We start from the raw sequence: 25,021 nt of genomic DNA, 5'->3' as shown, positions 1-25,021 counted from the left end.
TATTCTGCCACCCTAATAACCAGCGGTGGTTCCTATGATGTGTCACCTTCCCTGGAGTTGGTTGATAAGCTGCAAGCAAGCGTGCGTCATTTTTGTGACGCTATAATGACAATCATCAAGGACATCAGTCAGTTGACGCTACACTGACGTTAAATGAGCGGTTTCTCCCGCGCCGGAAAGACCACCTCGCTACCGTCGGCGTCGAGCTGTCGGATATCGATAGGGTGGCCTTTTTCATCCAGCGTTACTAAGCCAATGCCGCTGGCGTTCCACAGCCGTTCACCCGCGCTGGCGCGGTCAGGATCGCGGGGGTGAACGCTTAGTTTGCGGCGCTTGGTGAACCAATTAAGCGGCGACCACGGCGCGTAGAGCCAGCGATTGAGCCGGTCAAAGGTATTGAGCAGGTTTTTGGGAAAGGTGTTTTTGATCCCGCTTGAGGTGATCTGCCACAGATGGGGAGAACGGCGCTGATGACGCACCACAATGTCGTAGACAAACGAGTAGTGCACGTCGCCAGATAGAATCACGTAGTTGCCTGGGGTTTTGGAGTGCTGCCAAATTTGCAGCAGCGTATTGGCCGCTCCCCGGTGAGCCATCCAGTTTTCGGCATCCACCACCAGCGGCTTACCAGCAAGGGTAAACAGCTTTTGGATTCCCTCTATCAACTTGACGCCGAACATCGGTGCGGGAGAGACAATCACCGCACTTTTGGCCCCCATTAGCGCCTGCTGCATTTCCATTAGCGCCTCCCAGTCCATCAAGCCTGAAGGCCGATGCGGGCTGCGTTCGCTGCGCCAGCGCCGGGTGCGGGTATCCAGCACGATTAGTGTGGGAGTGCCGGGCACCTGAAACTCCCAGCCCTGAAAACGCAGCAGCCGCTCAATCAGCCCATCCTGTTCAGCGCAGACTAGCGGTTGGTCGCCATCACCCAGCAGGGTCAAGGCATGGTGGACTAACGGATTCAATTTATCCGGATCGTTACCCCAGGCTTGGCAAAGCAGATAGGCCACCAGGGCGTTACCGATAATTCGCTTAGAGAACGGGTGACCGTAGGCGGCGCGCTCCCAGTCGGCGGTTAGGTTCCAGTCGTCGGTAACGTCGTGGTCATCGAAGATCATCAGGCTGGGCAGGTGCGCCATCACCCGAGCGCATTGGGGCAAGCCTTCAGCAAAGGCATCGATTATCGCCTGCTCCTGACGATAGAGCTCGGCGTCTTTTTCATCTAAGGCAGGCGCTTCAGGGGCAATTACCTGCCAGGGCACCGGTGACCACACCAGGCAGTACATGGCGAGCATTTCTGCCAGCGTCATCAAGTGATTATGGGCGTTCGCCGAGGTAAACACCGGCTTTTTGACACCGCCAAAAAAGCGCTCGCGCAGCGCCACGTTACTGGTCACATCCGGCAACAGTGCAGCACGCCGGTAGTAGCTATCCGGCGAGCGGTAGAGCGCCTGGCTATCGTCGACAGTCGCGCCTTCCAGCCACTCATCCACCAGCCCTAACCGCTCAATCAACGCATGCACGGCGCGTAGCATCGGCCCGGCCACGTCGTCGGCGTACACCTGGTCGCCGGTCATCAGCAGCCAAGCGGGCCACTCGGTGGGCGCTGACTGCTGCTCAGCAAGCCAACTGTCGGCGCGCACCAGGCCATCGGCACTGTCGTGATGGGGCTTGCGGCAGGAGCCATGCATCAGGCGGTGATGGCGGGATGCAATCACAAAGGCAGGATAGGCGGCGCCATCATAACAGAGCCACGGCGCCCACTCGGGCAGAGAGCGCCACTCGCCCTGCTGTGTTTCCACCTGCAGGTCGTACTCGATGCGCTCGTCACAGGGCAGCGCTGACTCAAGCTCACAATCAATTAGGTAGATAAAGGCCCGCTGACCGATGGGGATGCACTGCTGGTGGTGCGCTAAGCCGATTGACTGGCTATCGGCGTGCCCTGGGCGCAGCACTAATGCCATGTTCAGTGGCCGAGTGGCGACGAGCCAAAGTACCAGCCGTGTAGTGCTGATACGTCTTAATAGGGGGCCGGCGACTATATCGGGCAGCGTATCTGTGCGATTCATTCGGTGCGGTCTCCATTATTTACTCGCGACGATTACGCGCGACGACGGGCAGCTCCACCACAATTTTTAACCCACCAGCGCTGGCGCGGCCAAGGTGCATATGGCCACTGTAGAGAGCGACAAGGTCAGTCACAATAGCCAACCCCAAGCCACTGCCCGAACGCTGTTCATCCAACCGTTTACCGCGCTGAACTGCCTGCTGGCACTCAGCTTCTGACATGCCGGGGCCATCATCGCTAACGGTCAAGGTTAACTGCTGCCCGTCGCTCTCTAGCTGTAGCTGCACATCGCTATGCGCCCAGCGCAGCGCATTATCCATTAAGTTACCCACCAGCTCTTGAATATCCTGCCCATCCATATGGACTTTAATCTCACCCGCCCAGGTTTGGCGCAGCTCAATGCCACGCCGCTGGGCGAGCCTGGCCAGCCCATTGAGCAGCGGCGCTAGGGTGGCATGTAAATCAATGGGCGCAAAGCGAACACCTTCGCCCGCTGCCGATGCGCGTGACAAGTGATGACGTACCGCGCTATCCACGCGTTCTAGCTCAACCTCCCAGGCGGCACGGTTCGCTTCCGGCAGTTGGCGTAGCTGCAAGCGCATCACGCTCAGCGGGGTTTTCAGCGCATGGGCAAGGTTGCCAGCGGTATGGCGGCCACGCTCAATCAAGCGCTGATCGCGGGCCAGCACCGCGTTCATTGAGGCAGCAAGCGTTGCCAGCTCGTCGGGCAAGCGGGTATCTAACTGCTCGGCGCGCCCCTGCTCCACCTCATGCAGGTTGGCGTGCATGCGGCGCAGTGGCGCTAGCCCCCAGCGTACCTGGAGCGCCAATACGCCAAGCAACAACACGCCCAGGCCCACTAAACCGCCCCACAGCAGGCGCTGAAATTCGCCAATGTCCCGGGCCAACACATCGTCCCGGGCGGCGACGCTAATATGTAGCGGCGTTTCTAACGGCGCCAAATAGATATCACGCTCCACCACGCGCAGCGACTGCCCCCGAGGGCCAGGTATCGAGCGAGCGCTAAGAGTGTCGCTATCAATCACCGGCAGGCGCTGATCCCACAGCGAGCGCGAGGCCAACGTATGCTGCTCGCCATCGGTGATTTGCCAATACCAGCCGGAGTAGACATTGTCAAAACGCGGGTCGCCCAGCGCCCGGTCATGGACAAGCTGTTGCTCTATGCGGTCGTAGGTAACGCCCGCCATGATGACGTTGAGGGTGGCCCCCAGGCGCTCATCAAAGGCCTGAGTGGCCGAGGCACGGTAATGATGAGAAAGCAGCGTGCCCGCAACGGGCAGCGCCAGCCCTATCATCACTAGCACCGCCAGCAGTAGCCGCAGGCTTATGGAGCGCTTTGCCCAGCGCTTTACCCAAAGTTCGGGCCAGACCGAATTGAGTCGACTCATTCGGTAGCGGGCTCTTCTGCTAATAAGCGATAGCCCTGGCCACGCAGGGTGGCAATTCGCCAACTGCCCAACTTGCGACGCAGGCGGCTGACCTGAACATCGATCACGTTGGAGTCCGGCTCGTGGTCGCGGTCATAAACGTGCTCCGAGAGCTCGGTGCGGCTCACCACTCGCGGTGCGGCGTGCATTAAATAGCCCAGCAGTCGGGTTTCCTGGGCGGTTAATCCCACCGGACGCCCTGCCAAGGTGACGTGCTGGGTGTGGGTATCCAAACTCAACTCACCCACTTTCAGTACTGGATGGGCATGGCCGTGGCTGCGGCGCACAAGGGCGCGCAGGCGAAACAGTACTTCCGCGGGCTCAAAGGGTTTTGTGACGTAGTCATCCGCCCCGGCAGTAAAACCCGCGGCTTTATCGGCCCAGCGTTCCCGGGCGGTAAGGATCAACACCGGCAGGTCGATACCATCTTCCCGCCATGCCGAAAGCCAGCGAGTGCCATCGCCATCGGGTAGTCCGACATCCAGAATCAGCGTGTCGTAGGCTTCCGTGCGTACCAGAAAATCAGCATCCTGACCGTTAGCCGCATGCTCTACAAGCCAGTCGCCATCGCGCAATGCTTGGCTAAGCTCGCGAGCCAGCGCCTGGTCGTCCTCTACCAACAAACACTTCATCGGCTAACTACCCTTTTTTGGCAAGTGACATCAACAGGCTAGCGGCGCATATCATTGATACGCACCCCTTCAATGGCCATTAATTGGCCGTTATGGCCATCAAACTCGAACTCGACCACTTGGCCCTGGGGGCCAAGCAATTTGATCTCATACTCGACATAACCCCCTTCACGTTCCACCTCAACCTCCAGTACTTCCCCTATATAGTGCGCTTCCAGCCAATCCAAAATAGTGTCGAGAGGCACAACCTCACCGCGGCGCACTTCACCGTGTAGCGACTCCCAATGCTGGTCACCCACCGCGCTACCCGCCAGCAACAGCACCAAGGCTAACCCAGTGACGTTGCGGCGAGGGACGCTGCGCAGTAGCTTTTTAAAGTGGCGTAGGATTTTACTCATTGGGTCAGCATGCCAAAGGCAACATGAACGTTAGATGAACAGCTTTGTCAGCTTAAGGAAAGTATCGGGGTGGTATAAATTCACTGTCGCATTCGCTGAATGCCGTTTATTCACTGTTGTATAAACATTGACGTACAGACATTCTCGTACAGATACGTAAAGAAGGAATTTGCTATGAACACCATGAAAAAAATGCTGCTGATCCCGACCTCTGCGCTGCTGCTTGCTGCGGCTGCAGGGAGTGTGCAGGCCGACGATTCGCTGCCGATGGATCGCATTGATGACATATTGACCCACGCCAATGACTACGGTTTCAGCCACTACGAAGAAGTTAGCATTAAAAGCCGTGGCCGCGTAGAGGTAGAAGGTTGGCTGGACGATGAGTGGTACGCCGATGTGGAATTTTCTCTTGATAACGGTGAAACGCTACAAGAGAAACGCGAGCGCCTGATTACCGGTGCCTGGGGTATGAGCGAAGACGATATCCGTCAAGCACTGGACGTAGCTAGCCAGGAGGGTATGGTTGAATTTGAAGATCTCGATATCGATAAAAGCGGCATCATCGATATTGAAGGCCGCGGCGAAGATGGCCGTGAGCTAGAAATCAGCGTCCGTCAGGGTTCTTCCGAAGTGACTCAAATTGACCGCGATTAATTTATCCAGCTAATCGCTTTGCGGGCTCCCCACGGGGAGCCCGCTGCGTTTATGGTAGGCTGACAAATCATGTAGCTAAAGTGATAGTGCTGACCTTATGAGGTTGCTGAGGAGATATCCGTGCTGAACGAAGGCGTTGATGGCGCGCTGGAGAATGTAGAACTCGGCAACACGGTGTCAGTGCTAAGAGATTTGGCTTGGCTGATCTCCACGCCTGATCTTGTGGTGCTTCCTCCGCCGATTCCCTGTGGAGGGCGGCCCACCATTAAAGAGTTAGGGCTGGAGAAAGCGCTATTGCCCTGGCTACGTAAGCTTGGCCTATCACCGCTAACCGCGTTGAACGGCAGCCGCGCAACGCGCATGGGCCATTACCACGAACGCCTGTGGCATATGCTATTAGATCACGCACCGAATACACGGCTGCTCGCCCGGAACGTGCGCATCACCCGCCAGCGCAACACCCTGGGCGAGCTGGATATGCTGTACAGAACCCGCGACAACCCGGCACCGATACATTTAGAAGTCGCTATTAAGTTCTACCTGGGGCTGCCTGAAGGGCCTGGGGCAGCCAATAGTCAAAGCCGCTGGATTGGCCCCGGCGGGTTAGACAGCCTGGCGCTTAAGTGCTCTCACCTCAGACGTCACCAGCTCCCCCTTTCCACCACGGCGCCTGCGCTGGAAACGCTTACGCATTGGCTAACGCCACGGGATCTGGGTGTTTCTGATCTGCGTTTAGGCGAGCAGTTAACCCAGCGGTTGGCGATGCCCGGCGTACTTTACTACCCCTGGCACGCCGCCATGCCAGCGCCCGAAGGCGCGACGGCTGATCATCGCCGAGGTACCTGGTGCTACTTACGTGACTGGCCTGCGCTGGCAGCCCGGTTTTCCACCATGCCGCGCATGGCGTGGTTGGAAAAACCTCACTGGCTGGCACCGCCACCCCTCAGCGCTTTTCGCCCTGCGGCGGAGCAGTTGCCCACCATTATCGAAAAGGTTCACGCCTGGCGCTCACCCCAGCAAGTAATGCTGTGCTTCTCAGAGCGGGAGCACAATGAACAACGCTACGAGCGGCTATTTTTGGTACCTGATGACTGGCCCCGGCAAGTGCCTCTACCGCCCCGCATTCGGGACTGAAAAACGACCAGAAGAAGCCTCTATATAACGACAAGGTTATCGCGATGGATCAGTTCATGGGCTTCCACGTAACCGAGGATGGCTTCGATCTGGTGGCTGGGCTGGCCCGCCAATTGGCGCGCTTCATCAGCGCCATAGTTGACCAAGCCTTTGGCCACTGACGCACCCTGCTCATCCACACACACCACCATATCGCCGCGTTTGAAACCGCCCTGTACATCGCGCACGCCCACTGCCAGTAGGCTTGAGCCTTTATCGCGCAATACCTTGACCGCCCCCGCATCCAGCACCAGCGTGCCACGCACCTGCAGTTGACCCGCCAACCAGCGCTTGCGTGCCGCCATGGGCACTTGGTCAGGACGCAGCAGCGTGCCTAGCGCTTCGCCCGACATTATCCGGTTGATTACGTCGGGCTGGCGGCCACTGGCAATCACCGTGACCGCCCCGGAGCGCGCCGCCAACTGCGCCGCGCGCACCTTGGTGGTCATACCGCCCCGCCCCAGCGCGCCACCGCTGCCTGCGACGGCGGCTAAGCGTGGGTCGTCGGCGCGCCCTTCGGCAATCATCTGGGCATCGGGGTTATGCCGTGGGTCGGCGTCAAACAGGCCTTCCTGGTCGGTCAATAGCAGCAGCGCATCCGCTTCCAGTAGGTTAGCAACCAGCGCGCCTAGGGTGTCGTTGTCGCCAAAGCGAATCTCATCAGTGACTACGGTGTCGTTTTCATTGATCACCGGCACCACGCGCATCTCTACCAACGTACGCAGCGCAGAGAGCGCATTAAGGTAGCGCTTGCGGTTGGAAAGGTCGTCATGGGTAAGCAGAATCTGCGCGGTGAGCATGTCGTGGCGGGCAAAGTGCTGCTCGTAGCATTGGGTCAGGCCATTTTGGCCTACCGCCGCAGCCGCCTGCAGTTCATGCACGGCGCTGGGGCGCACCTGCCAGCCAAGACGCACCATGCCAGCCGCCACGGCGCCGGAAGAGACCAGCACCACCTCAATCCCCTTCTGGTGCAAAGCGGCAATTTGATCCACCCAACCACCGATGGCGGGTTCGTCCAGGCCGCGGCCATCGTTAGTCAGCAGCGCACTACCAATCTTCACCACGACCCGCCGTGCACGGCTGAGCGCGCTGCGGCCCAGGATTTGCTCGTTACTTTCCATGCGACCCACCTCAATCAGACGCTAACAACTTAATCAGGCACTCATCACTAAATCAGCCACTTGCAACTTAATCAGACGCCCATAAAAGGGGCCGCGCGAACGCAGCCCCCTTTTTGCATACTACCGATTTTAGCTTACTACCGAATGCACCCGTTCAATACCACTAAGGGGCGTATTCGACTTCAACGTCGTAATCATCGTCGTCGAAATCTTCATCATCTTCATCGTCGCGCTTACGCCGACGACCCAAACGGTCTTCGGTACGCGCAACCGACTCTTCTTCCATGCGGCGACGCATCTCCTCTTCACGGGCCAGCGCCTCTTCATCTTCGTTCTCAAGGCGGCGCTGCTCGGTCAACCAGCGGTAAGCCGCCTGAACCAGCTTATCGGTGCCGTCGCTGCTGATCGCTGAAATGCGGAACACCGGGCCTTCCCAGTTCAGCGCCTGAATAATCTTCTGGGCGCGCTCTTCACGCTCATCTTCCGGCAGCAGGTCAAACTTGTTCAGCACCAGCCAGCGCGGCCGCTCAGAAAGCGCCGGAGAGAACTGACCCAACTCGTGCACAATCGCCTTGGCCGCTTCCACCGGATCAGACTCATCAAACGGTGCCACATCGACCACATGGAACAGCAGCCGCGTGCGGGTTAGGTGCTTCAAAAAACGTAGCCCCAATCCTGCGCCTTCAGAGGCCCCTTCGATCAAGCCCGGTACGTCGGCCATGACGAAGTGCTCGTGCATCCCCAGTTTCACTACGCCCAAGTTGGGCACTAAGGTGGTGAACGGGTAGTTGGCGACCTTGGGCTTGGCAGCGGACACCGAGCGAATCAGCGTCGATTTACCCGCGTTGGGCATGCCCAGCAGGCCGACATCGGCCATCACTTTCATTTCCAGGCGCAGGTTGCGGCGATCACCGTCGGTGCCCGTTGTGGTACGGCGCGGTGCGCGGTTGGTAGACGATTTAAAGTGGATGTTACCCAATCCACGCCGACCACCTTCGCCCACCAGCACCACCTGGCCAATTTCGGTCACATCGGCGATGACTTCCAGGGTGTCTTCATCAATCACCGTGGTACCCACCGGCACTTTGACGTGCAGATCTTCACCGGCCTTGCCGCTCATTTGACGACCCATGCCGCCCTGCCCGTTTTGAGCTTTATAGAAGCGCTGGAATTTAAAATCGATCAAGGTGTTAAGGGCATCGTCACCAATTAAGTAAACGCTACCACCATGACCGCCATCGCCCCCATCAGGGCCGCCTCTGGGCACATATTTTTCGCGGCGAAAGCTCAGACAGCCATTGCCGCCTTTGCCCGCCTCAACAATAATCGAGGCTTCATCGACGAACTGCATTGGATTCTCCCGGCCGCTTCCGCCGCCCTAATATGCACTGCTGTTTACCAAATTTTTTCCCAACCCTTTATTACCACCAGCATACTGATTACAGACATAGTGTTAAGACATATTGGGAAAGGGTATTGGAAAAGAGATTTAACCGACAAAAAAGCCCCGCCATAGCGGGGCCTTTTTTCTCGCAACCGCGAGCATAGCACTAGCCGTTTAGGCAGAAACGATGCTAACGAACTTGCGGTTTTTCGGGCCTTTGGTCTCAAACTTCACAAAACCGTCGCTCAGTGCGAACAGTGTGTGGTCACGACCAAGGCCTACGCCCGTGCCCGCGTGGAAACGCGTGCCGCGCTGACGCACGATGATGTTACCCGCAGTCGCCGCTTGGCCACCGAAGAGTTTTACACCTAAGCGTTTGGACTCGGAATCGCGACCGTTACGCGTGGAGCCGGCTGCCTTTTTATGTGCCATTGCAAAATCCTCCTAAGGGAATTGACCGCTTACGCAGAAATTCCGGTAATTTTGACTTCAGTGAACCACTGGCGGTGGCCCTGACGCTTCATGTGGTGCTTACGACGACGGAACTTGATGATGGTGACTTTATCGCCGCGCCCGTGGGAAACCACTTCGGCAGAGACTTTAGCACCACTGATCATCGGCGCACCGATGTTGAAGTCATCGCCGTCAGCGACCATCAGCACTTCGTCAAACTCAATCGTTTCGCCGGTAGCGACTTCGATTTTCTCGAGCTTGAGGGTTTGACCTTCTTGAACGCGGTACTGCTTACCACCGCTTTTGATAACTGCGTACATGTCGCTCTCCGGACTGTCGTTAATGCCGTTCTAACGGTTAAACGGCACTCATCTCCTACGCTCTTTCGAGTCGTGCTCTTATCGACCTGCTGCGAGTGGCGCCCCTTTTGGAGCCATCTGACAGGGAGCAAGATGAGTGGGTCGCGGATTATAACGACTATCTTCTCTTACCACAAGACCATAGGCCGTTGTCAATTGACACGACCATCTCCTTATAACGGCATATCATAGCGTGACCACAGCGCGTGTCTTGACGCCTAACAGGCAGCCCCATAGCATGACCTCCACTATGGGCGGGAGTTACCGCCTCAATCTGCCGCGATGAACGTATCCCATGACCGCTAACGTCTCCTCAGCCCAGCCTGACAGCCCAACGCCTTCACCGCTGCATGCCGTGGTGGCCGATGATTTCGCAGCCGTCAATCGGACAATTGTCGAGCAGCTCAATTCTAAAGTGCCACTGGTTGAAACGATCGGCCAGTACATTACCGAAAGCGGCGGCAAGCGCTTGCGCCCTTTACTTGCACTCCTAGCCGCCCGCTCCCTCGACTACACCGGCGACAAGCATATTCCGCTGGCCACATTAATAGAGTTTATGCACACCTCCACGCTGCTACACGATGACGTGGTGGATGAATCGCATATGCGCCGGGGCAAGAAAACCGCCAACGACGCCTGGGGCAATGCGCCCTCGGTACTGGTCGGCGACTTCCTCTACGCCCGCTCGTTTCAGATGATGGTCGATGTGGGCTCGATGCGCATTATGGCGATCCTTTCCGGCGCTACCTGCATCATCGCGGAAGGGGAAGTGCTGCAGTTGACCAACATCGGCAACCCCAGCATCTCCGAAGAGGACTACTTCGAGACCATTTTGGGCAAAACCGCCATGCTGTTTGAAGCGGCTTCCCACAGCGGTGCTGTGCTGGCAGAAGCAACGCCGGAACAGGAGCGCGCTCTCCAATATTATGGCCGCTACTTAGGTCTCGCCTTTCAGTTGATCGATGACCTGCTGGATTACCAGGGCGACGCCGATGCCATGGGCAAAAACGTTGGCGACGACCTAGCCGAAGGCAAGCCGACACTGCCGCTGATCCACGCCATGGAGCAAGGCACGCCGGAACAGGCCAAGCTGATTCGCCAGGTGATTCGCGATGGCGGACTTGAGCAGCTCGACGCCGTGCTGGAAATTATTCACGCCACCGGCGCACTCGACTATACCCGCCAACGCGCCGAAGAGATGGCCGACAAAGCCCTGCAGCAGTTGGACGCCCTACCGCCCAGCGCCTACCGCGACAGCATGGCCCAGTTGGCCCGCTTAGCAGTTGATCGCCAAGCATAAAAATTGCTAGACCTCACCGCCGAGGACTTGAAAAAACACGCCTGGCTAAGTATGATCCACCTCCGTTGTTGAGCACAGATAAGCACGGCTCGGCAACCTTCGGAATATAGCTCAGCTTGGTAGAGCGCTGCCTTCGGGAGGCAGAGGTCGTAGGTTCGAATCCTGCTATTCCGACCAAAAATTCCGGAAAACGGCCACTTAGCTAATACAGCAAGTGGCCGTTTTTTGTTGGGAGAGGTTCTAGGTAGCAAATAGGTAGCAAAATAAAAACATTGGAAGGGAGGTAGCTAATGGCAATGTCATCGCAAAAGCTCACCCGCTTCACCTACCGCCTACGCCAGAATTCGAACGGTGGCCACTACGCCTGGTTTGAAATCCGAATCCGCTCGCAGAGCCAGCGCGTCAAGGGCGGTTCTTTGACCGCATTAGCCGTTGTATTGTTTGATGAAGTGCGTGTTTTTCATCGCCCGCACCCATCACCGGATACCGATAAGGGCGCTGTGGCCAGCATACGCAAATGGTTAGAAGAGAACGGAGAGACGCCATGAATAACATCATGATCATTGACGGCTATCGCGCCGTCATCCAGTACGACCCCGACATTGAAATGTTCCGTGGCGAATGCATTGAGCTAAGCGGCGGGGCCGACTTCTACGCCGATAGCGTTGCCAGGCTACGCGACGAAGGCAAAATCTCGCTGCGTATTTTTCTGGATGAATGCCAAAAGCGCGGCATTAAACCCACCAAGTCCTACTCTGGCAAGTTTCAGGTGCGTCTACCGGAAGAACTGCACAAACACGCCGCCGACGCCGCCACGACCAAAGGACAAAGGACAAAGGACAAAGGACAAAGGACAAAGCCTTAATCAGTTTGTAACCACCGCTATCGAACACGAACTTTCTGTTTAAGCAATTCAGCCGCTTCATTTTCCCAATGCCCTGTTTTAAAAACATAATCCCCGGCCATCCAATGGCCGATGGTCTTTGGTATCCGTCTCCTTACAGAAAAGCTGGCTCCTTCCAGCTCGCGCATCCAAGCGTCATAGCCAGCTCCTCAAGCCCCCATTGATGTAAGCCATTGCCGACAAGATTTGTAAAAGATCTCTTACACCGACAATCACCGGATAATCGACGGAACCACCCATTGAGTAAACTGGGGTTATCAGGGTTATAGAAGTTGACCCTTTTTAAACTTGGGGTTATAGTAACCCCAATAATTAACAGCACAGGGGCAGGAGGTGGATAGCAGAACACTGATAAAAGAACTGAAGAAAGATGGCTGGGAGTTGGTCAGAGTCAACGGCAGCCACCACCACTTCAGGCACCCTACCAAGCCCGGCACGGTCACCGTGCCACATCCTAAAAAGGATTTGAAAACGGGCTTGGTAAGAGCAATCAGAAAAAGCGCCGGTTTCTTATGAGGTTGGCCACTGCTGCCCCCCATAAAGGAGATCAACGTATGTTGTTTCCCATTGCAATTGAGCGCGGCGACGAACAGCACGCCTATGGCGTCGTAGTACCCGATCTTAACGGCTGCTTTTCAGCGGGTGACACCTTTGAAGAGGCGTTAGCCAATGTGAAAGCAGCGATCGAAGGATGGCTGGAAGTAGCCGTGGACTATGGCGACCCCATTCCCGAAGCAACGTCTATTGAGCACCACATGGACAACCCTGAATACGCCGGCTGGATCTGGGCGGTGGTGGATATCGACCTGACCCCCTATCTGGGCAAAAGCCACAAGATCAACGTCACATTACCTGATTTACTGGTTAAGCAAATTGACGACTTTGTGGCCAGCCACCCCGGCGACAAAACCCGCTCGGGCTTTCTCTCCCGCGTCGCCATGGCCGAACTGGCCAGAGCACGCAAAGGCGCATAACCCAAGCAAAACAAAACCCCCGGCTACTCCAAATAGCCGAGGGTTTTTATTGCCGCATTATTCTGGCGAAGCGTTCTCGCAACGCGTGCTATTAGGCGACACCTTCAATATGGCAAAGTTTGGCTAAGTTGCAAACAAGTAATTTAACGTTACGCAATGTAATGCCTCACCTGCACCGCCCAACACCTAGCCTGCCTCCCCCTTTAAACTGCGCAAGATCTATCGGCCCAAGTACGGCTACAAGAGATCGACCTGACTGACGAGAACCGCCAACAGCTCAGCCTAACGGGCACACCGCAAACGGAAGAAAAACGCCAATTCAGCTACAAGCTCATGGTCACCATGGATGTGTTAAACGAAAAGATGGGGAAGGGAACGGTAAGCCTAGGGCTACCGGAAAAGAATGCCCCCTGGCATCTGCGCTGCGCGAATCGAAGCCCGCGCTATACGACGAATTGGTATGAGTTGACGAAGATGTATACGGATTAGGGTGACGGCTAAGAAAAATAGCTTTCGACCTGGGTTCATAGAATAAGCGCAGCAGATTGCTTGGATTAGATTTGTTGGCACACATCAACAGTACGACCAAGTAAATGCGGAGACTGTATGATGAATATCCAGCCTATCCATAACGATGCCGATCCTGATCGTGCATTTGCTCGCCTAGAAGAGCTATGGGCCGCAGATGCTGGTACTCCAGAGGCTAATGAGCTTGAGGGACTCTCCTTGCTCATCAAGAAATATGAAGATGACCGCTACCCCGTCGGTTCTTCCCATAGCGCTTAACGGTTCGTAGCCGAACCTTACTGCTTGAGAAGTAGAAGGTAAAAAACACAAACATAGCACGCTAACAAACATGCTACGATTAGCGTTTGTGCTCTTCACTCTCTCCCCTCCTCTTGATATGGACAAGACTATTAGCCAATTAACGCATATTAAGGCCGTACTACTGTTTGCCAGCACCATGACCGTGATGTCGGGGGCAATTATCGCGCCCGCACTGCCGGGCATCAGCCGCCATTTTCCCGACCAGCCCCAGGTAGTGATCCAGCTGATTCTGACCCTGCCTGCGCTGATGATTACGCTGTTCAGTCCACTGATGGGTTATCTTGCTGACCGGTTTGGGCGCAAGAAATTGCTGCTGATGATGCTGGGCATCTACGGTTTTGCGGGGGGCGCGGGCTTTTTCATTGATCGCGTGGATCTGCTATTAAGCTCCCGCGCACTGATGGGGATTGCGGTAGCCGGTATTCTCAGTATCAGCACCACGCTGGTGGGGGATTATTTTGACAGCTCCGAACGCGCCCGTTTTTTGGGGCTGCAAAGCAGCTGCATGGCGCTGGGCGGGGTAATCTTTATTAACCTGGGCGGGCTACTTTCCGACTGGAGTTGGCGCGGCCCGTTTTTACTCTATATGACCGGTGTGCTGCTGCTTCCCTATGCCTGGGCGATTCTCCAAGAGCCTCAATCCAGTGATGGTGCCAGCCGCGATACAAGCGATGCGCCGGTAACGGTGGACTACGGGCGTACCGTTCTTGCTTACCTGATCGCCATGATCAGCATGACCATGTTTTATATGTTTCCCGCGCAGCTGCCCTTTCTGCTTTCCAAACAGGGCCAGATTAGCGGCATGGCGATCGGCGTGGCGCTCTCGATGGCAGCCCTGACGGCCAGCATCGTGGCGTTTTGCTATGGTTACTACAAGCCGTTCCTGTCGGTGATGACAATCTATGTGCTCGGCTTTTTCCTGGCGGCAGCCGGTTTTTTGGTGGTGGGCTTCACCCAGAGTTACGCCATGGCAATCGTGGGTGCGGCGATCTCCGGATTTGGCCTTGGCGCCTTCATGCCCAATACCACCACGTGGCTGATGCGGATCACTCCTCAGCGAGTACGGGGCCGGGTATTTGGCGGTTTTACCTCGACCTTCTTTTTTGGCCAGTTTATCTCCCCGGTGGTGGTCGCCCCGGCGGTGATCTGGCTGGAGTCGTTGCGTAACGTGTTTACCGGCATGGCAGTCGTGTGCGGCCTGCTAGCCGTTGTCCTGATCATTCTGGGCAAGACAACGCTCAAAGCCGACAGCCAGCTTTGAGCATCAGCACTTACGCGGGCGGGTGAATCAACCCCACGACACTGACAAGAATCAGCACCGCGCCCAGCACACGAAAGAACAGACCGGTGTTCGCTTTAAGCATATAGCGATGGGCTTTCTCGCCCACCAAATGGCCGATAAAGGCACAGGGCAGCAGCCACAGCTGGTGAATTAACTGAAGATCCACGCCTGCAATCAGGAACGAGACCATCTTGATCATCACCAGGATAAACCACAGCACAAACATGGTATCCCGCAGTTGCTCTTTGGCGACGTGAGTGGCGAATACCGCCACAATCAACGGCGCGCCAATCAGCGACGTACCGCTGACATACCCACCAAGCGCCAGCAGCACGTAGTCCACGTACTTGTTCTTGCTTTTGAACGGCTTATTCAATACATAGCCAATGGCATAGATGATCACAATGCCGAAAATGATACTGGTCATGACTTGTGCGGGCAGCGTTAACAGCCCCACTACCCCAATCAGCTTGGGGATGATCATGATTTTCAAGGCTTTGGTTAAATAACCCCAATCGATATTACTCTCTGGCGATGTGGTGCCCACGCCCGCTTGCTGTAGCTGGCGATGCCCACTCCAGGCGATCCAACTGGAGAAAATCAGCAGGTGAATGGCAATAATCGGCAAGAATACCAGTGGCTCGTTGACGACCAAAAGCAGGAAAGGCAGTGCCAGCACGGCACCGCCAAAGCCCAAGCTGGTTCGCACAAAACCGCTCCAGGCAAAAATTAGCCCAATCAGCGCATACTGGTACCAGAGTAGATCTGTCATGGTTCGCGTTAGGATCCTAAGTTAGGGGTGGATATCTCCCAGCGTCCACCAACGTGGCAATAGCGCACGTACGCTGGCCTGGGCAAAACGATCATCCATTAATACCACAACCCCTTGATCTTCTGGACTGCGAATAACGCGACCTGCGGCCTGCACCACTTTGATCATGCCGGGAATGCGGTAGGTATAGTCGTCACCTTGGCCGAAGCGGGCGGTTAGTCGTGCTTTAAGCGCTTCGTTAAAGTCGTTAAACGGCGGTAGTCCCAAGGTGGCGATAAAGGCTCCGATCAATCGGTCGCCGGGCAGGTCGATGCCTTCTGCAAAGGCACCGCCCAACACCGCAAAGCCGATGCCTTCTCCGACGGGTGCAAAGCGCGCCAGAAATTCCTCGCGCTGCGCTTCCGGCATCCCGCGGGTTTGGCTGAAAACGGGTACTTCCGGGTGCGCCTCGCGAAACCGCGCCAGCGCTGCCTCCAGGTAAGCAAAGCTGCTGAAGAACGCTAAATAGTGGCCTGATTTGCGCTGATACTGCTGCGCCATGGTCGCGACGATAGGATCGATAGAGGCGTCCCGATCCCGAAAACGCGTGGAGATATCCGTGCGTATACGCACCTCTAACTGACACGCGGTAAAGGGCGATGCCACTTCCCGCCATACCGTGTTTTCTGGCAAGCCCAGCAGGTCCCGGTAGTAGTGGGCAGGGTTTAACGTCGCCGAAAACAGCACCACTGAGTGGGCCGCGTTAAACCGTGCGGCCAGAAAATCGGCGGGTATCAGATTGCGTAACCCCAACACCGCCCGACCGCGCCCATAGCGGGTAAGATCACACAGGGAGTGCTCACCAAAGCGCTCCGCCAGGCGGCAGAATGCCAGCGCTTCAAATAACAATTCCTGTAGTTCCAGGCTGGCATCTTCGGGGTGCTCACCCAGGTGGTCAGTGATGGCGGCGCCCACCTGTTGGGCAGCGGTGACTAGCTTGTCGGGCAATGCCGTAAGCAGCCGGTAGGTCGGTTTCCTGGGGTCGCCCTCCTCTTCCAGCCCTGCTTCTTTAATCACCGCTTGCCATTGGCGGGACAAACGACCCAGGGGCCGGGAGAGCGCTTTGGGCGCAGCACGGCGAACCCGGTTGAAACGCTGCTGATCGAGCTCGGCGCTGTACATGCCGCGGGCGCGCTCAATCAGATTATGCGCTTCGTCGACCAGCACGCCCGTTCGCCAATCGTTGGCCTGGGCCAAACCGTGCAGCAGGGCGTGGCTATCGAACCAGTGATTGACGTCACCGACGATCACATCCGCCCAGCGCGCCAGCTCCTGGCCGAGATAATAGGGGCAAACATCGTGGGCCAACGCCACTTCGCGCAGCGCGTCGCGATCCAGCCATCCCTGATCCACCGCCGCTTGGCGTGCTGCAGGCAGGCGATCATAAAAGCCGGCGGCCAATGGGCACGACTCGCCGTGGCAGGCGCGATCTGGGTATTCGCAGGCTTTCTCCCGCGCCACCAGTTCCAGCACCCGCAGAGGAAGTGTTTCATCACTAGTGCGCAGTGTAGCCAGGGCATCCAGCGCCAAACGGCGGCCAGGGGTTTTCATGGTCAGAAAGGCGATCCGATCGAGCTGCTGGCGGGGCATGGCCGAAAGCATCGGAAACAGCGTGCCCATGGTTTTACCAATACCGGTGGGCGCCTGGGCGAGCAGGCAGCGCCCGGTGCTGGCAGCTTTGTAAACATCTTCAGCGAGTTCGCGCTGGCCGGGGCGAAACGCAGCATGGGGAAAGCGCAGGGTCTGCAGACCGCTATCGCGATCCTGACGGTGCCCGGCCTCCTGTTCTGCCCAGGCAAGGAAGCGTTGGCACTGCTCGGCAAAGAACGCCTGGAGTTCGTCGGCAGTGGCTTCCTGGCTGAGCAGGGTCTCTTTGCCGCTGGCAATATCCAGATAAACCAACGTCAAGGTAATCTGTTCCAGCGCACGCTCAGCACACAGTAACGCGCCGTAGACTTTTACCTGCGCCCAGTGGAGGGCGCGCTGATTATCCGCCATGCGCTCCAGGCTGCCACGGTGGGTTTTGATCTCCTCCAGGCGGTTGGCCGTGGGGTCGAAACCATCGGCGCGGCCGGTAACTATCAGCCCTTCAAACTTCCCCGACAGGGGCAGTTCAGCGAGATAGTCTTCTCCCCGGCGGCTGGTCACCAGCGTATGCCCTTCCATCCCTTCGCGCGCACTGGGCGCCGGGGTAAAGCGGTGATCGAGATCCCCCTGCCGAGCTGTGAAGTCGCACAGCGCGCGCACTGCCACGCGATAGGTCGCGCTCATGGTTCAGGCTCGTCGCCAGTCGACCAGCTCACGTAACACACCGCCACGGGCATGGCATGGCGGTGAAAAAACGTAAGCCAGCGGCGCTGGTTATCCTGCAGCCGATCGCCGGGGCCTTTGACCTCAATCATCCGATAGCGTGGCTCGCCAACGGGCGCATCGGGCATAAATTGAATTAAATCCGGTAGCCCGGCCCGGTTGGCTTTCAGATCCCCCAGCAACCGCTCAAAGCACAGGCGTAGGTGCACGGCGGGAATGCACGTCAACGCCAGCTCAACCAGCGGTTCATCGACAATCACCCAGTGCACAAAGGGGGACACCAAGCCGTGTTTCTCCCGCCAGGTCGAACGAATCACTTCGCGGTAACTGCCGTCCTCCAGACGCGCAAGGCAAGCATCGAAGGCGTCTCGCCGTCGCGCCACGAAGTCCTCACGGTACAAGTCCGCCGGGCCATGGTGAAAGGGGTGGAAGAAGGCCCCCGGCAATGGAGCAAAAATCGCTGGCCAGCAGAGCAAACCAAACAGCCCGGTCAGCAGCGCATTTTCCACGTAGTAGATCGGCGCCCCAGGCTCGCTGAGTACCTCGACCACGGCGCGTTCGACCCACTGCGGCCCAGGCAATGATAAGTCCCAGCGCTCATGAGTGGGTTCGGGGTCACTCGGCTCAGCAGGCAATTTAAGCCGCCGCCGTAAGCGGGGCAGAATCCGCGCCAGCGCCTGGTGCTCGGTTTCGTTGGGGCTGCTATTGAGGGCTTGGGTCGCCAGCTCAAAGGCCGCAGTGTGTTCGCCTTGGCGCTCCAACACACGTAACTGCCGAATGCGCGCTTCGCTACTGGCGGACTCGCGATACAGTCTCAGCGCTAGCGCTGCGTCTCCGCTACGCTCTGCCTCACGGCCCAACTGGAGCAGTAACCGCGCGCGCCGTGTGGCTAGCCAGCGGTTATCCGCAGGCGGTGGCATTTCAGGGAATAGATCGGCGGGCAGCTCGCCGTCGTCCAGACGTTGGCGCAGACGATGGAGCGCTAAATACGTATCCACTTCATGGCGCGACTGGAAAGCGCGGGACTCTGGCGTGAAGGGCACACTTTCAAAACGCTGGAGGCCAAGCTCGGTTAACACGAACTCGGCCCAGTCCTGGCGCAGGTTGCCAAAGAACATCAGGCGCAGGCGGTCGCAGGTTTCCATGACTGTTAGCCGCAGAACTGGATCGTTTGCCTCGGGCCACCACTGGCATAACCGCTTGGGTTCATTGAGCTGGCTCGCCAGCGTGTCGTAGAGCACGGTTTTAGCGCTTGAGGCGCTCAGCCCGGCAGCGCGTATCTCCGCTACCAACGCCTGGCGCAGTTCGGCCAAGCGTAGCTGGTTAAACAGCTCATCAACGCTAAGCACCGATTCACTATCGACCCAACCTAGCGACATCAAGGGCGCCATGGCGCTGGCACTGTCGCCCACCTCGGCGTAGCTTAATTTGCTGAGCCGAAACAGCTCGCCCTTGCGCATCACCATGCGCACCAGCAGCGCTTGGGAGGCTTGCGGTAAGCTCTCAAACTGTTCAAGAAAAGCGAGCTCGTCTGCCGCGAGCAAATCAGCGTGGCGCTCCCCCACCCAGGCCAAAACGAAGCGAAAGTTCGTCAGGTAATAGAAGGGGTCATCAAGGGAGGCGGTAGGTGTCGCGAAAGCACTGTTCATTTATCCATTGTATCAGTGCGATGCTATTTTGACAGTCTCGCCGTCATTGAGATTAAGCATTCAATAAGAGCGTTTGAAAGGCCTTATAGGCCGCCACCACCGTTGCCATTTGCGCGGTATGCGCCTGCACAAAGGGCTCGCCGGTTAGGGTTTCATCAGGGTATTCAGTGATCAGCATCAATGGCGTTAATTGATTGGCATCTTCCGAGATTAGGTAGGGGAAGCCGTTCAACATCGGGAAGGTTAACGCTCCTGCATGAGTCTCAAATAACGCAATTTGCGCGGCATTAAATTCGACCAGCCCAGGCACTTGCGCAAGCTGCTGGGTAACGGCTTCCACCAACTGCTCGGCGGCTGTTTCGTAGCCTGGCTGATGGCGCAGGATCAAAAAGAAGCCCTTGGGAATCGTCCACATCTCAAAGCCGCGGGGCACGTAACCGCTTAACGGCCGCGTCCACTCATGGGCCGGGTAGCCGTGCAGATTGATATGCAGTCCGGCATTACTGAAAGCAAATGCCTGTTCACGAATAGCATGTTCAAATGGCTGCCCAAGCGGCTGGCTCTGGAGGTCATTACCAAAGGCGGTATAGCGCGCCGCGTGGTGCATATGGCGTGGCTGAGTGGCGACGAGCCGGCCTTGCAATGCGTAGCCATCAGGGTTTTCCAGCGGCGAAATGACGAAGTGGGCCTCAGGCTCACCGCTAAGCTGCGCCGCAGCACGCAACACCCCCACCACGCCGGAGGTTTCGTTGGCATGCTGCCCCGCACTGATCATAACGGCGCGGTCACTGCCGACGATATAACGCGCCTCTACCGCTCTCCCCGCTCGTGTCTTGGCCTGTAACGCCTGACCACCCAGCGCTGCCAATAACACCTCTATTTGTTCAACGCCGATGGCCTGCTGAGCGCTCTCCAGTTCGACCTCGGCCCGCGGCAGTTGGGAGGCATCCAAAGGCCGTAGGCTGACGTTTAAATAGGCTCGCTCCCCCTGAGAGGAGACTTCCGGCACAATCTGCCCCGGCTGAATGGATCGATCCCCCAGCGCCAAACCTGCGCGGCGCTGAAAATACTCCAGCGCTGAGAAATAGAGCTCTTCATGGAGCGCCTCGGCAAGGCTGATATGCTCATCGTCCAACGCTAAACGGCGGTCACTACAGGGCAACTGCACCGTAAAGTTGAGCTCTTCAAAGTAGGGCGATGCTGTCTGCCACTGGGTTGAGGATAACGTCGCCATCGCCGCTTGAAACAGCGCTTCATAGTCCGTCTCAACAATTGACTCGCTTACCTCGCCATTGGGAGAGGTGAGCCGCAGCCAGCCACAGGGTGAGCACTGTGCTTCATCTACATGATCTAAATGTTGACGGTTAGGTGCATCAACCCAATACGTTTCCCGCTCCCCAGTGCTACGCTCCACACGAACGCGATAATGAAGAGGTGTAGAAATAGTGGTTGAAATAGTGGCAGGCGTAGCATCAACTTCTTCCCAGCGTAGCGCTACACCTTGCGGAAGTAGCGCCGCCAGCGGGTAGGCTTCCAGCAGAAAGCGGCGCGGCGCATGTGCTAACACCGGGTACTCAATTACCAGCGACCGCAGCGACGCCCACGAGAACTCCTCTAAAAAGAAGTGCACCAGGGACTTATAGGCACTGCGCAGGCGCGCACTAATACCAGCAGCCTTGAAGGCCGTTTCTGTGGCTTGGCGTTCGCTTTCATCGTCGAAGACCCACGCCTCCAACTGATAGCCTTGATAGGCAGGCGTGGCGTACTCATCAAGCAAAGATCGCGTGGTGCGTGGAAACGAGCGCTCTAACAAGATCTCGATACGGGGATCGTTGGTCATAAGGAGGTGCGTCCGGTGGGATCCAAGGCATCCCGAAGCCAGTCACCCAGCAGGTTCAGCCCTAGCACGGTTAACAGAATAGCCAAGCCAGGGAACACACTAACCCACCACGCCGTTTGCAGATAGGTACGCCCTTCCGCCAGCATGCCGCCCCAACTGGGAATCACTGGATCCACGCCCAAGCCTAAAAAGGTCAGGCTGCTCTCAAGCAGAATATTATTGGCCACATTGAGGGTCATCAGCACGATGACGGGGCCAATCAGATTCGGCAACAGATGCTGGAACAGAATACGAATATCTTTCACCCCAATCGCTTTGGCCGCCAGAATAAATTCGCGGTCGCGCAGCGATAGCACCGAGCCGCGCACCAAGCGCGCGTACTGCACCCACTGGGAGATAATCAGCAGAATAATCATATTGGTTAGCCCGCCACCAATCACGGCGATAAAAGTAATCGCCAGCAGAATAAAGGGCAGCGCGAGCTGCACGTCGGCAAAGCGCATCACGATCATATCCAGGAACCCGCCGTAGTAGCCGGATACCAACCCCATAATGATGCCGATCACCACCGCCCCAAGGGCGGAGTAGACCCCAACTTTTAGCGAGATTTCACCGCCGATAATCACCCGCGCGAGCACGTCCCGGCCTAATGGATCCGTGCCCAGGGGAAAGCCAGGCTCCACCAGCGGCGGCGTTAAACGGTAGGCTAAGTTAAGCTCTGAACCTCCTCCGGGAAATAGCCAGCCGGAGAAGATCACCGCTAAACCAATACCGCCCACAAGCAGCACGCCAAGGATAAACTCAAGGTTTTTAAAGCGTTTCAATTTGTCGGTTTTAATAGCTGCGGTCATGGTTATTCCTTGCGCACCCTGGGGTCAACCAGGCCATAGGCGATATCAACAAGCAGGTTAATGGAGATGATCATTAACGAGAGCACGGTAATAACGCCTTGTAAGACGGGATAGTCCCGGGCCGATACGGCTTCGAAAGCCAAGGTGCCGAGTCCTGGCCAGTTAAAGACACGCTCGACAACCACGATACCGCCCAACAGACCACCGAACTGCAAACCAAAATAGGTGATCAGCGGAATGGAGCAGTTACGCAGCGCATGTTTGTAGAGTACGACCGTGTTGGAAAGGCCTTTTGCCCGCGCCACCATGATGTACTGAGAGCGGAGGGTATCCAGCATAGTGGTCCGCACAAGGCGCACGTTGGTGGCGGTTAGAATGATCCCCATCGTCGCCGCGGGCATAATGAAGCTGGAGAAGCCCTCCATGCCACTGGGCGGCAGCAGATTAAAAGTGATGGAGAGCAGCAGCACCAGCATGATGGCCAGCCAGAAGTTAGGAAAAGAGAGCCCGATCAGGGAAAAAATCCTGATCATCTGGTCGGGCCACCTTCCCCGCGATACCGCGGCCTTAATACCCAGCGGTATCGATACCACGATAGACACAAACAGCGAGGCAAAAGCCAGCGCCAAGGTGGCGGGCAGCGCGCGACCAATCAAGTCACTCACTGGGGTTCCGCCCATAAAGCTGCGCCCAAAATCACCCACCACCAGACCGCGCAGGAAACCGATGTACTGGGCCAGGAAGGATTGATTCAAACCCAAGGCTTCACGAATCCTTTCCAGATCCGCCTCGGTAATACTACCCGCCCCTTGCGCCAGCATGACCGCCGGATCACCGGTTAACCTGATCGCAAAAGAGACGATCAGCGTCACGGCGATCACCACAAAGACGGCCTGCAGTATTCGATAAAGAAGAAATTTTGCCACTATGACCCCAAGCCCGAAACGCTTACATGAAGCTTTTGTGAAGTGTCAGTGTGAAGAGCCGACCGCCCTTTCAAGCGGTCGGATGGCGTCACGTTTATTCACTAACGTCCACGTTGGTTAAACGCATACGGTTATCCGGGGCAGGTTCAAAATTCTCCACCCGGTCACTGACACCGTAGAGGGCATTGATGCTATAGAGCGGCATTTCCAAGGCGCGATCCTGGGTATACTGCGCAATCGCCTGGAGCAGCGTTTCTCGCTCTTCCTGATCAGTAATGCTGCGCTGGGCTTCGAGCATTTCATCTAACTCAGCGTCGCTATCATAAGGATTCCAGCGTTCGCCCGTGTGGTACATCAGGTAAGCGGTATTGTCGAAGTCGAACGTCCAACCGCCCCATTTCTGCTGGAACATCTCCCCAGTGCGGCCTGCCGGGATAATGTCGTTAAGTAGCACATTGGTTTCATATGGCTGGATCGAAGCGGTAATCCCCACCCCTTGTAGGTAAGACGCCACTACCTGGGCCACCTCACCAAAGGTGGCGTCGTTACCGCGCACATCAATCTGTACCGTGGCGCCTTGCTCGACGCCCGCTTCATCCAGCAGTTTGCGAGCCTGCTGCGGATCATACGGCAGGGGCTCCATATCAGGGTCGTTACCGAAGGACTGAGCGCCCTGGAAACTGGCGATCATTTCACCCTCGCCAGCCAGGATGGAGTCGATAATCGCCTGACGATCCACGGCCATAATCAAGGCTTTACGCACGCGTTCATCGGCGGTAATACCGGATTGGGTGTTGAACCGAATCGCTTCCACCGTCGGCGAAGCCACGCTAACGATGCTGGCGCCGTCGTGGTTATTGATGGTGTCGATCATGCCGATAGGAATCGTCGGCGGAATAACGATATCAACCCGCCCAGCCTGCAGTTCAGCCACGGCGGTGGAAGGCTCGGAGATAAAGCGGTAAGTCACTTCGTCAAGTTTCGGCGCGCCGCCCCAGTGGTCAGCAAAGGCCTCAAGCTGAACGTCTTCACGAGGATTATATTCCACTACTTTGAAAGGCCCAGTGCCTACCGGATGGGTATTGAAGTGTTCATCACCATGCTCGGTCAGATACTCCGGTGGCACAATCATCGCCCCGTAGCCTGCTAGCTTAGTGAGCAGTACTGGGTCGGGCTCATTCAGGTGGAAGTCAACTGTGTACTCATCGATGACTTCCACGCTTTCAATCGCCGTGTAGTTGGAGCGCTGGGGCCCCTGCCCACCTTCCTCACCTAATAAGCGATCAAAGGTAAACTTTACCGCTTCCGCATTGAAGGGCTCACCATTATGGAAGGTGACGCCTTCACGCAGAGTGAAACGGATACGGGTACCATCATCCAGTTCCTCCCACTCGGTTGCCAGACCGGGCACCAGCTCTAAATCAGGGCCTCGATAAGTCAAACCATCGAAAATATTGGTGGCAACCGAGGCCCAATTCACCAAAAAAGTGTCGATGGGATCCCAGCTACCCGGATCTTGCGGCGAAGCAATCGTTAATGAACCAGCCTGCGCAGAGGCAGAGAAGGCAGCGCTCAGAGCCATACCGGCGATGGCACCATTGAGCACGCGTTTGTTTTGCTTCATGGGATTACTCCTGTTGTTGTCTCACAGTTTTT

At 56.9% G+C, this 25,021-nt stretch carries 25 protein-coding genes and 1 tRNA gene; 11 read left to right on the top strand and 15 right to left on the bottom strand.

Annotated features, from left to right (window positions below):
* Window positions 1-149 precede the first annotated feature (149 nt).
* From LMS44_RS01490 to LMS44_RS01475, 4 genes are read right to left on the bottom strand one after another with little or no spacing between them, the layout of a single operon-like run.
* Window positions 150-2,069 (bottom strand): alkaline phosphatase D family protein, encoded by a 1,920-nt coding sequence (locus tag LMS44_RS01490; RefSeq protein WP_278371623.1) that lies wholly within the window; start codon window positions 2,067-2,069, stop codon window positions 150-152.
* A 19-nt stretch (window positions 2,070-2,088) separates the two neighbouring features.
* Window positions 2,089-3,477, bottom strand: coding sequence for a sensor histidine kinase (locus LMS44_RS01485; protein ID WP_278371624.1), 1,389 nt, complete (start codon window positions 3,475-3,477; stop codon window positions 2,089-2,091).
* Window positions 3,474-4,148 (bottom strand): response regulator transcription factor, encoded by a 675-nt coding sequence (locus LMS44_RS01480; protein ID WP_022520756.1) that lies wholly within the window; start codon window positions 4,146-4,148, stop codon window positions 3,474-3,476. The genes LMS44_RS01485 and LMS44_RS01480 overlap by 4 nt, the downstream gene beginning before the upstream one ends.
* Window positions 4,149-4,186: 38 nt before the next feature.
* Window positions 4,187-4,546 (bottom strand): PepSY domain-containing protein, encoded by a 360-nt coding sequence (locus LMS44_RS01475; protein ID WP_022520757.1) that lies wholly within the window; start codon window positions 4,544-4,546, stop codon window positions 4,187-4,189.
* Window positions 4,547-4,720: 174 nt separating this feature from the next.
* Between LMS44_RS01475 and LMS44_RS01470 the strand changes: the two genes are divergently transcribed.
* Complete coding sequence (locus tag LMS44_RS01470; RefSeq protein WP_278371625.1) at window positions 4,721-5,200, top strand: PepSY domain-containing protein; 480 nt, start codon at window positions 4,721-4,723, stop codon at window positions 5,198-5,200.
* 120 nt (window positions 5,201-5,320) lie between these two features.
* The gene (locus tag LMS44_RS01465; protein ID WP_190374121.1) at window positions 5,321-6,334 is read left to right on the top strand and encodes a DUF1853 family protein; all 1,014 of its coding nucleotides are present in this window, start codon (window positions 5,321-5,323) and stop codon (window positions 6,332-6,334) included.
* Between the two features lie 20 nt (window positions 6,335-6,354).
* Here the strand turns inward: LMS44_RS01465 and proB are convergent, their stop codons facing one another.
* The 4 genes from proB to rplU form a co-directional block, all read right to left on the bottom strand.
* Window positions 6,355-7,494, bottom strand: coding sequence for a glutamate 5-kinase (gene proB / locus LMS44_RS01460; protein ID WP_190374122.1), 1,140 nt, complete (start codon window positions 7,492-7,494; stop codon window positions 6,355-6,357).
* A 163-nt stretch (window positions 7,495-7,657) separates the two neighbouring features.
* A complete protein-coding gene (gene cgtA, locus LMS44_RS01455) occupies window positions 7,658-8,845 on the bottom strand; it encodes an Obg family GTPase CgtA (RefSeq protein WP_190374123.1) in 1,188 nt (395 codons plus the stop codon).
* 207 nt (window positions 8,846-9,052) lie between these two features.
* Window positions 9,053-9,310 carry a 50S ribosomal protein L27 gene (gene rpmA / locus LMS44_RS01450; protein ID WP_008957069.1) on the bottom strand — a complete coding sequence of 86 codons (258 nt, stop codon included), beginning with the start codon at window positions 9,308-9,310 and terminating at the stop codon, window positions 9,053-9,055.
* A 29-nt stretch (window positions 9,311-9,339) separates the two neighbouring features.
* Window positions 9,340-9,651, bottom strand: a complete 312-nt coding sequence (gene rplU / locus LMS44_RS01445) for a 50S ribosomal protein L21 (protein ID WP_022520761.1) — start codon at window positions 9,649-9,651, stop codon at window positions 9,340-9,342.
* Between the two features lie 334 nt (window positions 9,652-9,985).
* Here rplU and ispB point away from each other — a divergent pair, with 334 nt between their 5' ends.
* The 9 genes from ispB (at window position 9,986) to LMS44_RS01400 (ending at window position 14,957) form a co-directional block, all read left to right on the top strand.
* Window positions 9,986-10,990, top strand: coding sequence for an octaprenyl diphosphate synthase (gene ispB, locus LMS44_RS01440; RefSeq protein WP_022520762.1), 1,005 nt, complete (start codon window positions 9,986-9,988; stop codon window positions 10,988-10,990).
* 100 nt (window positions 10,991-11,090) lie between these two features.
* A tRNA-Pro gene (locus LMS44_RS01435) sits at window positions 11,091-11,167 on the top strand.
* Between the two features lie 113 nt (window positions 11,168-11,280).
* Window positions 11,281-11,538: a type II toxin-antitoxin system HicA family toxin gene (locus LMS44_RS01430; protein ID WP_022520763.1), complete on the top strand. Its 258-nt coding sequence runs from the start codon at window positions 11,281-11,283 to the stop codon at window positions 11,536-11,538.
* The gene (locus tag LMS44_RS01425) at window positions 11,535-11,855 is read left to right on the top strand and encodes a type II toxin-antitoxin system HicB family antitoxin (RefSeq protein ID WP_342411053.1); all 321 of its coding nucleotides are present in this window, start codon (window positions 11,535-11,537) and stop codon (window positions 11,853-11,855) included. The genes LMS44_RS01430 and LMS44_RS01425 overlap by 4 nt, the downstream gene beginning before the upstream one ends.
* Before the next feature lie 372 nt (window positions 11,856-12,227).
* On the top strand, window positions 12,228-12,410 hold the full coding sequence (locus tag LMS44_RS01420) for a type II toxin-antitoxin system HicA family toxin (RefSeq protein ID WP_082116825.1): 183 nt from the start codon (window positions 12,228-12,230) through the stop codon (window positions 12,408-12,410).
* 38 nt (window positions 12,411-12,448) lie between these two features.
* Complete coding sequence (locus LMS44_RS01415; protein ID WP_022520765.1) at window positions 12,449-12,868, top strand: type II toxin-antitoxin system HicB family antitoxin; 420 nt, start codon at window positions 12,449-12,451, stop codon at window positions 12,866-12,868.
* A 333-nt stretch (window positions 12,869-13,201) separates the two neighbouring features.
* Window positions 13,202-13,357 carry a DUF4113 domain-containing protein gene (locus LMS44_RS01410; RefSeq protein WP_022520766.1) on the top strand — a complete coding sequence of 52 codons (156 nt, stop codon included), beginning with the start codon at window positions 13,202-13,204 and terminating at the stop codon, window positions 13,355-13,357.
* Window positions 13,358-13,474: 117 nt separating this feature from the next.
* Window positions 13,475-13,654, top strand: coding sequence for a hypothetical protein (locus LMS44_RS01405; protein WP_022520767.1), 180 nt, complete (start codon window positions 13,475-13,477; stop codon window positions 13,652-13,654).
* A gap of 70 nt (window positions 13,655-13,724) precedes the next feature.
* A complete protein-coding gene (locus LMS44_RS01400; RefSeq protein WP_022520768.1) occupies window positions 13,725-14,957 on the top strand; it encodes an MFS transporter in 1,233 nt (410 codons plus the stop codon).
* A gap of 10 nt (window positions 14,958-14,967) precedes the next feature.
* Here LMS44_RS01400 and LMS44_RS01395 read toward each other — a convergent pair whose 3' ends face one another.
* The 7 genes from LMS44_RS01395 to LMS44_RS01365 all read right to left on the bottom strand — a co-directional run bounded on the left by LMS44_RS01395 (window position 14,968) and on the right by LMS44_RS01365 (window position 24,989).
* Window positions 14,968-15,750 carry a sulfite exporter TauE/SafE family protein gene (locus LMS44_RS01395; RefSeq protein WP_009287879.1) on the bottom strand — a complete coding sequence of 261 codons (783 nt, stop codon included), beginning with the start codon at window positions 15,748-15,750 and terminating at the stop codon, window positions 14,968-14,970.
* 21 nt (window positions 15,751-15,771) lie between these two features.
* On the bottom strand, window positions 15,772-18,060 hold the full coding sequence (locus LMS44_RS01390; protein ID WP_278371700.1) for an ATP-dependent DNA helicase: 2,289 nt from the start codon (window positions 18,058-18,060) through the stop codon (window positions 15,772-15,774).
* The gene (locus tag LMS44_RS01385; RefSeq protein WP_278371701.1) at window positions 18,057-19,748 is read right to left on the bottom strand and encodes a VRR-NUC domain-containing protein; all 1,692 of its coding nucleotides are present in this window, start codon (window positions 19,746-19,748) and stop codon (window positions 18,057-18,059) included. The genes LMS44_RS01390 and LMS44_RS01385 overlap by 4 nt, the downstream gene beginning before the upstream one ends.
* A gap of 52 nt (window positions 19,749-19,800) precedes the next feature.
* Window positions 19,801-21,588: a M14 family metallopeptidase gene (locus LMS44_RS01380; RefSeq protein WP_278371702.1), complete on the bottom strand. Its 1,788-nt coding sequence runs from the start codon at window positions 21,586-21,588 to the stop codon at window positions 19,801-19,803.
* Window positions 21,585-22,439 (bottom strand): ABC transporter permease, encoded by an 855-nt coding sequence (locus LMS44_RS01375; RefSeq protein ID WP_009287872.1) that lies wholly within the window; start codon window positions 22,437-22,439, stop codon window positions 21,585-21,587. Before LMS44_RS01375 ends, LMS44_RS01380 begins: the two co-directional genes overlap by 4 nt.
* A gap of 2 nt (window positions 22,440-22,441) precedes the next feature.
* The gene (locus LMS44_RS01370) at window positions 22,442-23,365 is read right to left on the bottom strand and encodes an ABC transporter permease (protein ID WP_009287871.1); all 924 of its coding nucleotides are present in this window, start codon (window positions 23,363-23,365) and stop codon (window positions 22,442-22,444) included.
* Between the two features lie 94 nt (window positions 23,366-23,459).
* Window positions 23,460-24,989, bottom strand: coding sequence for an ABC transporter substrate-binding protein (locus tag LMS44_RS01365; RefSeq protein ID WP_089690947.1), 1,530 nt, complete (start codon window positions 24,987-24,989; stop codon window positions 23,460-23,462).
* Window positions 24,990-25,021 lie beyond the last annotated feature (32 nt).

It is taken from the genome of Halomonas profundus (assembly GCF_020865425.1).
Taxonomy (GTDB): domain Bacteria; phylum Pseudomonadota; class Gammaproteobacteria; order Pseudomonadales; family Halomonadaceae; genus Vreelandella; species Vreelandella titanicae.
Note: the sequence above shows the minus strand (reverse complement) of the source record. Positions and strands in the feature narration are given on the sequence as shown.

What these genes read in the sequence shown, in the direction of transcription:
- LMS44_RS01490 (WP_278371623.1), bottom strand. Translation starts at nt 2,069, where the DNA reads ATGAATCGCACAGATACGCTGCCCGATATAGTCGCCGGCCCCCTATTA.
- LMS44_RS01430 (WP_022520763.1), top strand. Translation starts at nt 11,281, where the DNA reads ATGGCAATGTCATCGCAAAAGCTCACCCGCTTCACCTACCGCCTACGC.
- rplU (WP_022520761.1), bottom strand. Translation starts at nt 9,651, where the DNA reads ATGTACGCAGTTATCAAAAGCGGTGGTAAGCAGTACCGCGTTCAAGAA.
- LMS44_RS01485 (WP_278371624.1), bottom strand. Translation starts at nt 3,477, where the DNA reads ATGAGTCGACTCAATTCGGTCTGGCCCGAACTTTGGGTAAAGCGCTGG.
- LMS44_RS01415 (WP_022520765.1), top strand. Translation starts at nt 12,449, where the DNA reads ATGTTGTTTCCCATTGCAATTGAGCGCGGCGACGAACAGCACGCCTAT.
- LMS44_RS01390 (WP_278371700.1), bottom strand. Translation starts at nt 18,060, where the DNA reads ATGAGCGCGACCTATCGCGTGGCAGTGCGCGCGCTGTGCGACTTCACA.
- LMS44_RS01470 (WP_278371625.1), top strand. Translation starts at nt 4,721, where the DNA reads ATGAACACCATGAAAAAAATGCTGCTGATCCCGACCTCTGCGCTGCTG.
- cgtA (WP_190374123.1), bottom strand. Translation starts at nt 8,845, where the DNA reads ATGCAGTTCGTCGATGAAGCCTCGATTATTGTTGAGGCGGGCAAAGGC.
- rpmA (WP_008957069.1), bottom strand. Translation starts at nt 9,310, where the DNA reads ATGGCACATAAAAAGGCAGCCGGCTCCACGCGTAACGGTCGCGATTCC.
- LMS44_RS01410 (WP_022520766.1), top strand. Translation starts at nt 13,202, where the DNA reads ATGGTCACCATGGATGTGTTAAACGAAAAGATGGGGAAGGGAACGGTA.
- LMS44_RS01475 (WP_022520757.1), bottom strand. Translation starts at nt 4,546, where the DNA reads ATGAGTAAAATCCTACGCCACTTTAAAAAGCTACTGCGCAGCGTCCCT.
- LMS44_RS01365 (WP_089690947.1), bottom strand. Translation starts at nt 24,989, where the DNA reads ATGAAGCAAAACAAACGCGTGCTCAATGGTGCCATCGCCGGTATGGCT.
- LMS44_RS01380 (WP_278371702.1), bottom strand. Translation starts at nt 21,588, where the DNA reads ATGACCAACGATCCCCGTATCGAGATCTTGTTAGAGCGCTCGTTTCCA.
- LMS44_RS01400 (WP_022520768.1), top strand. Translation starts at nt 13,725, where the DNA reads ATGCTACGATTAGCGTTTGTGCTCTTCACTCTCTCCCCTCCTCTTGAT.
- LMS44_RS01480 (WP_022520756.1), bottom strand. Translation starts at nt 4,148, where the DNA reads ATGAAGTGTTTGTTGGTAGAGGACGACCAGGCGCTGGCTCGCGAGCTT.
- LMS44_RS01385 (WP_278371701.1), bottom strand. Translation starts at nt 19,748, where the DNA reads ATGAACAGTGCTTTCGCGACACCTACCGCCTCCCTTGATGACCCCTTC.
- ispB (WP_022520762.1), top strand. Translation starts at nt 9,986, where the DNA reads ATGACCGCTAACGTCTCCTCAGCCCAGCCTGACAGCCCAACGCCTTCA.
- LMS44_RS01405 (WP_022520767.1), top strand. Translation starts at nt 13,475, where the DNA reads ATGATGAATATCCAGCCTATCCATAACGATGCCGATCCTGATCGTGCA.
- LMS44_RS01425 (WP_342411053.1), top strand. Translation starts at nt 11,535, where the DNA reads ATGAATAACATCATGATCATTGACGGCTATCGCGCCGTCATCCAGTAC.
- LMS44_RS01375 (WP_009287872.1), bottom strand. Translation starts at nt 22,439, where the DNA reads ATGACCGCAGCTATTAAAACCGACAAATTGAAACGCTTTAAAAACCTT.
- proB (WP_190374122.1), bottom strand. Translation starts at nt 7,494, where the DNA reads ATGGAAAGTAACGAGCAAATCCTGGGCCGCAGCGCGCTCAGCCGTGCA.
- LMS44_RS01395 (WP_009287879.1), bottom strand. Translation starts at nt 15,750, where the DNA reads ATGACAGATCTACTCTGGTACCAGTATGCGCTGATTGGGCTAATTTTT.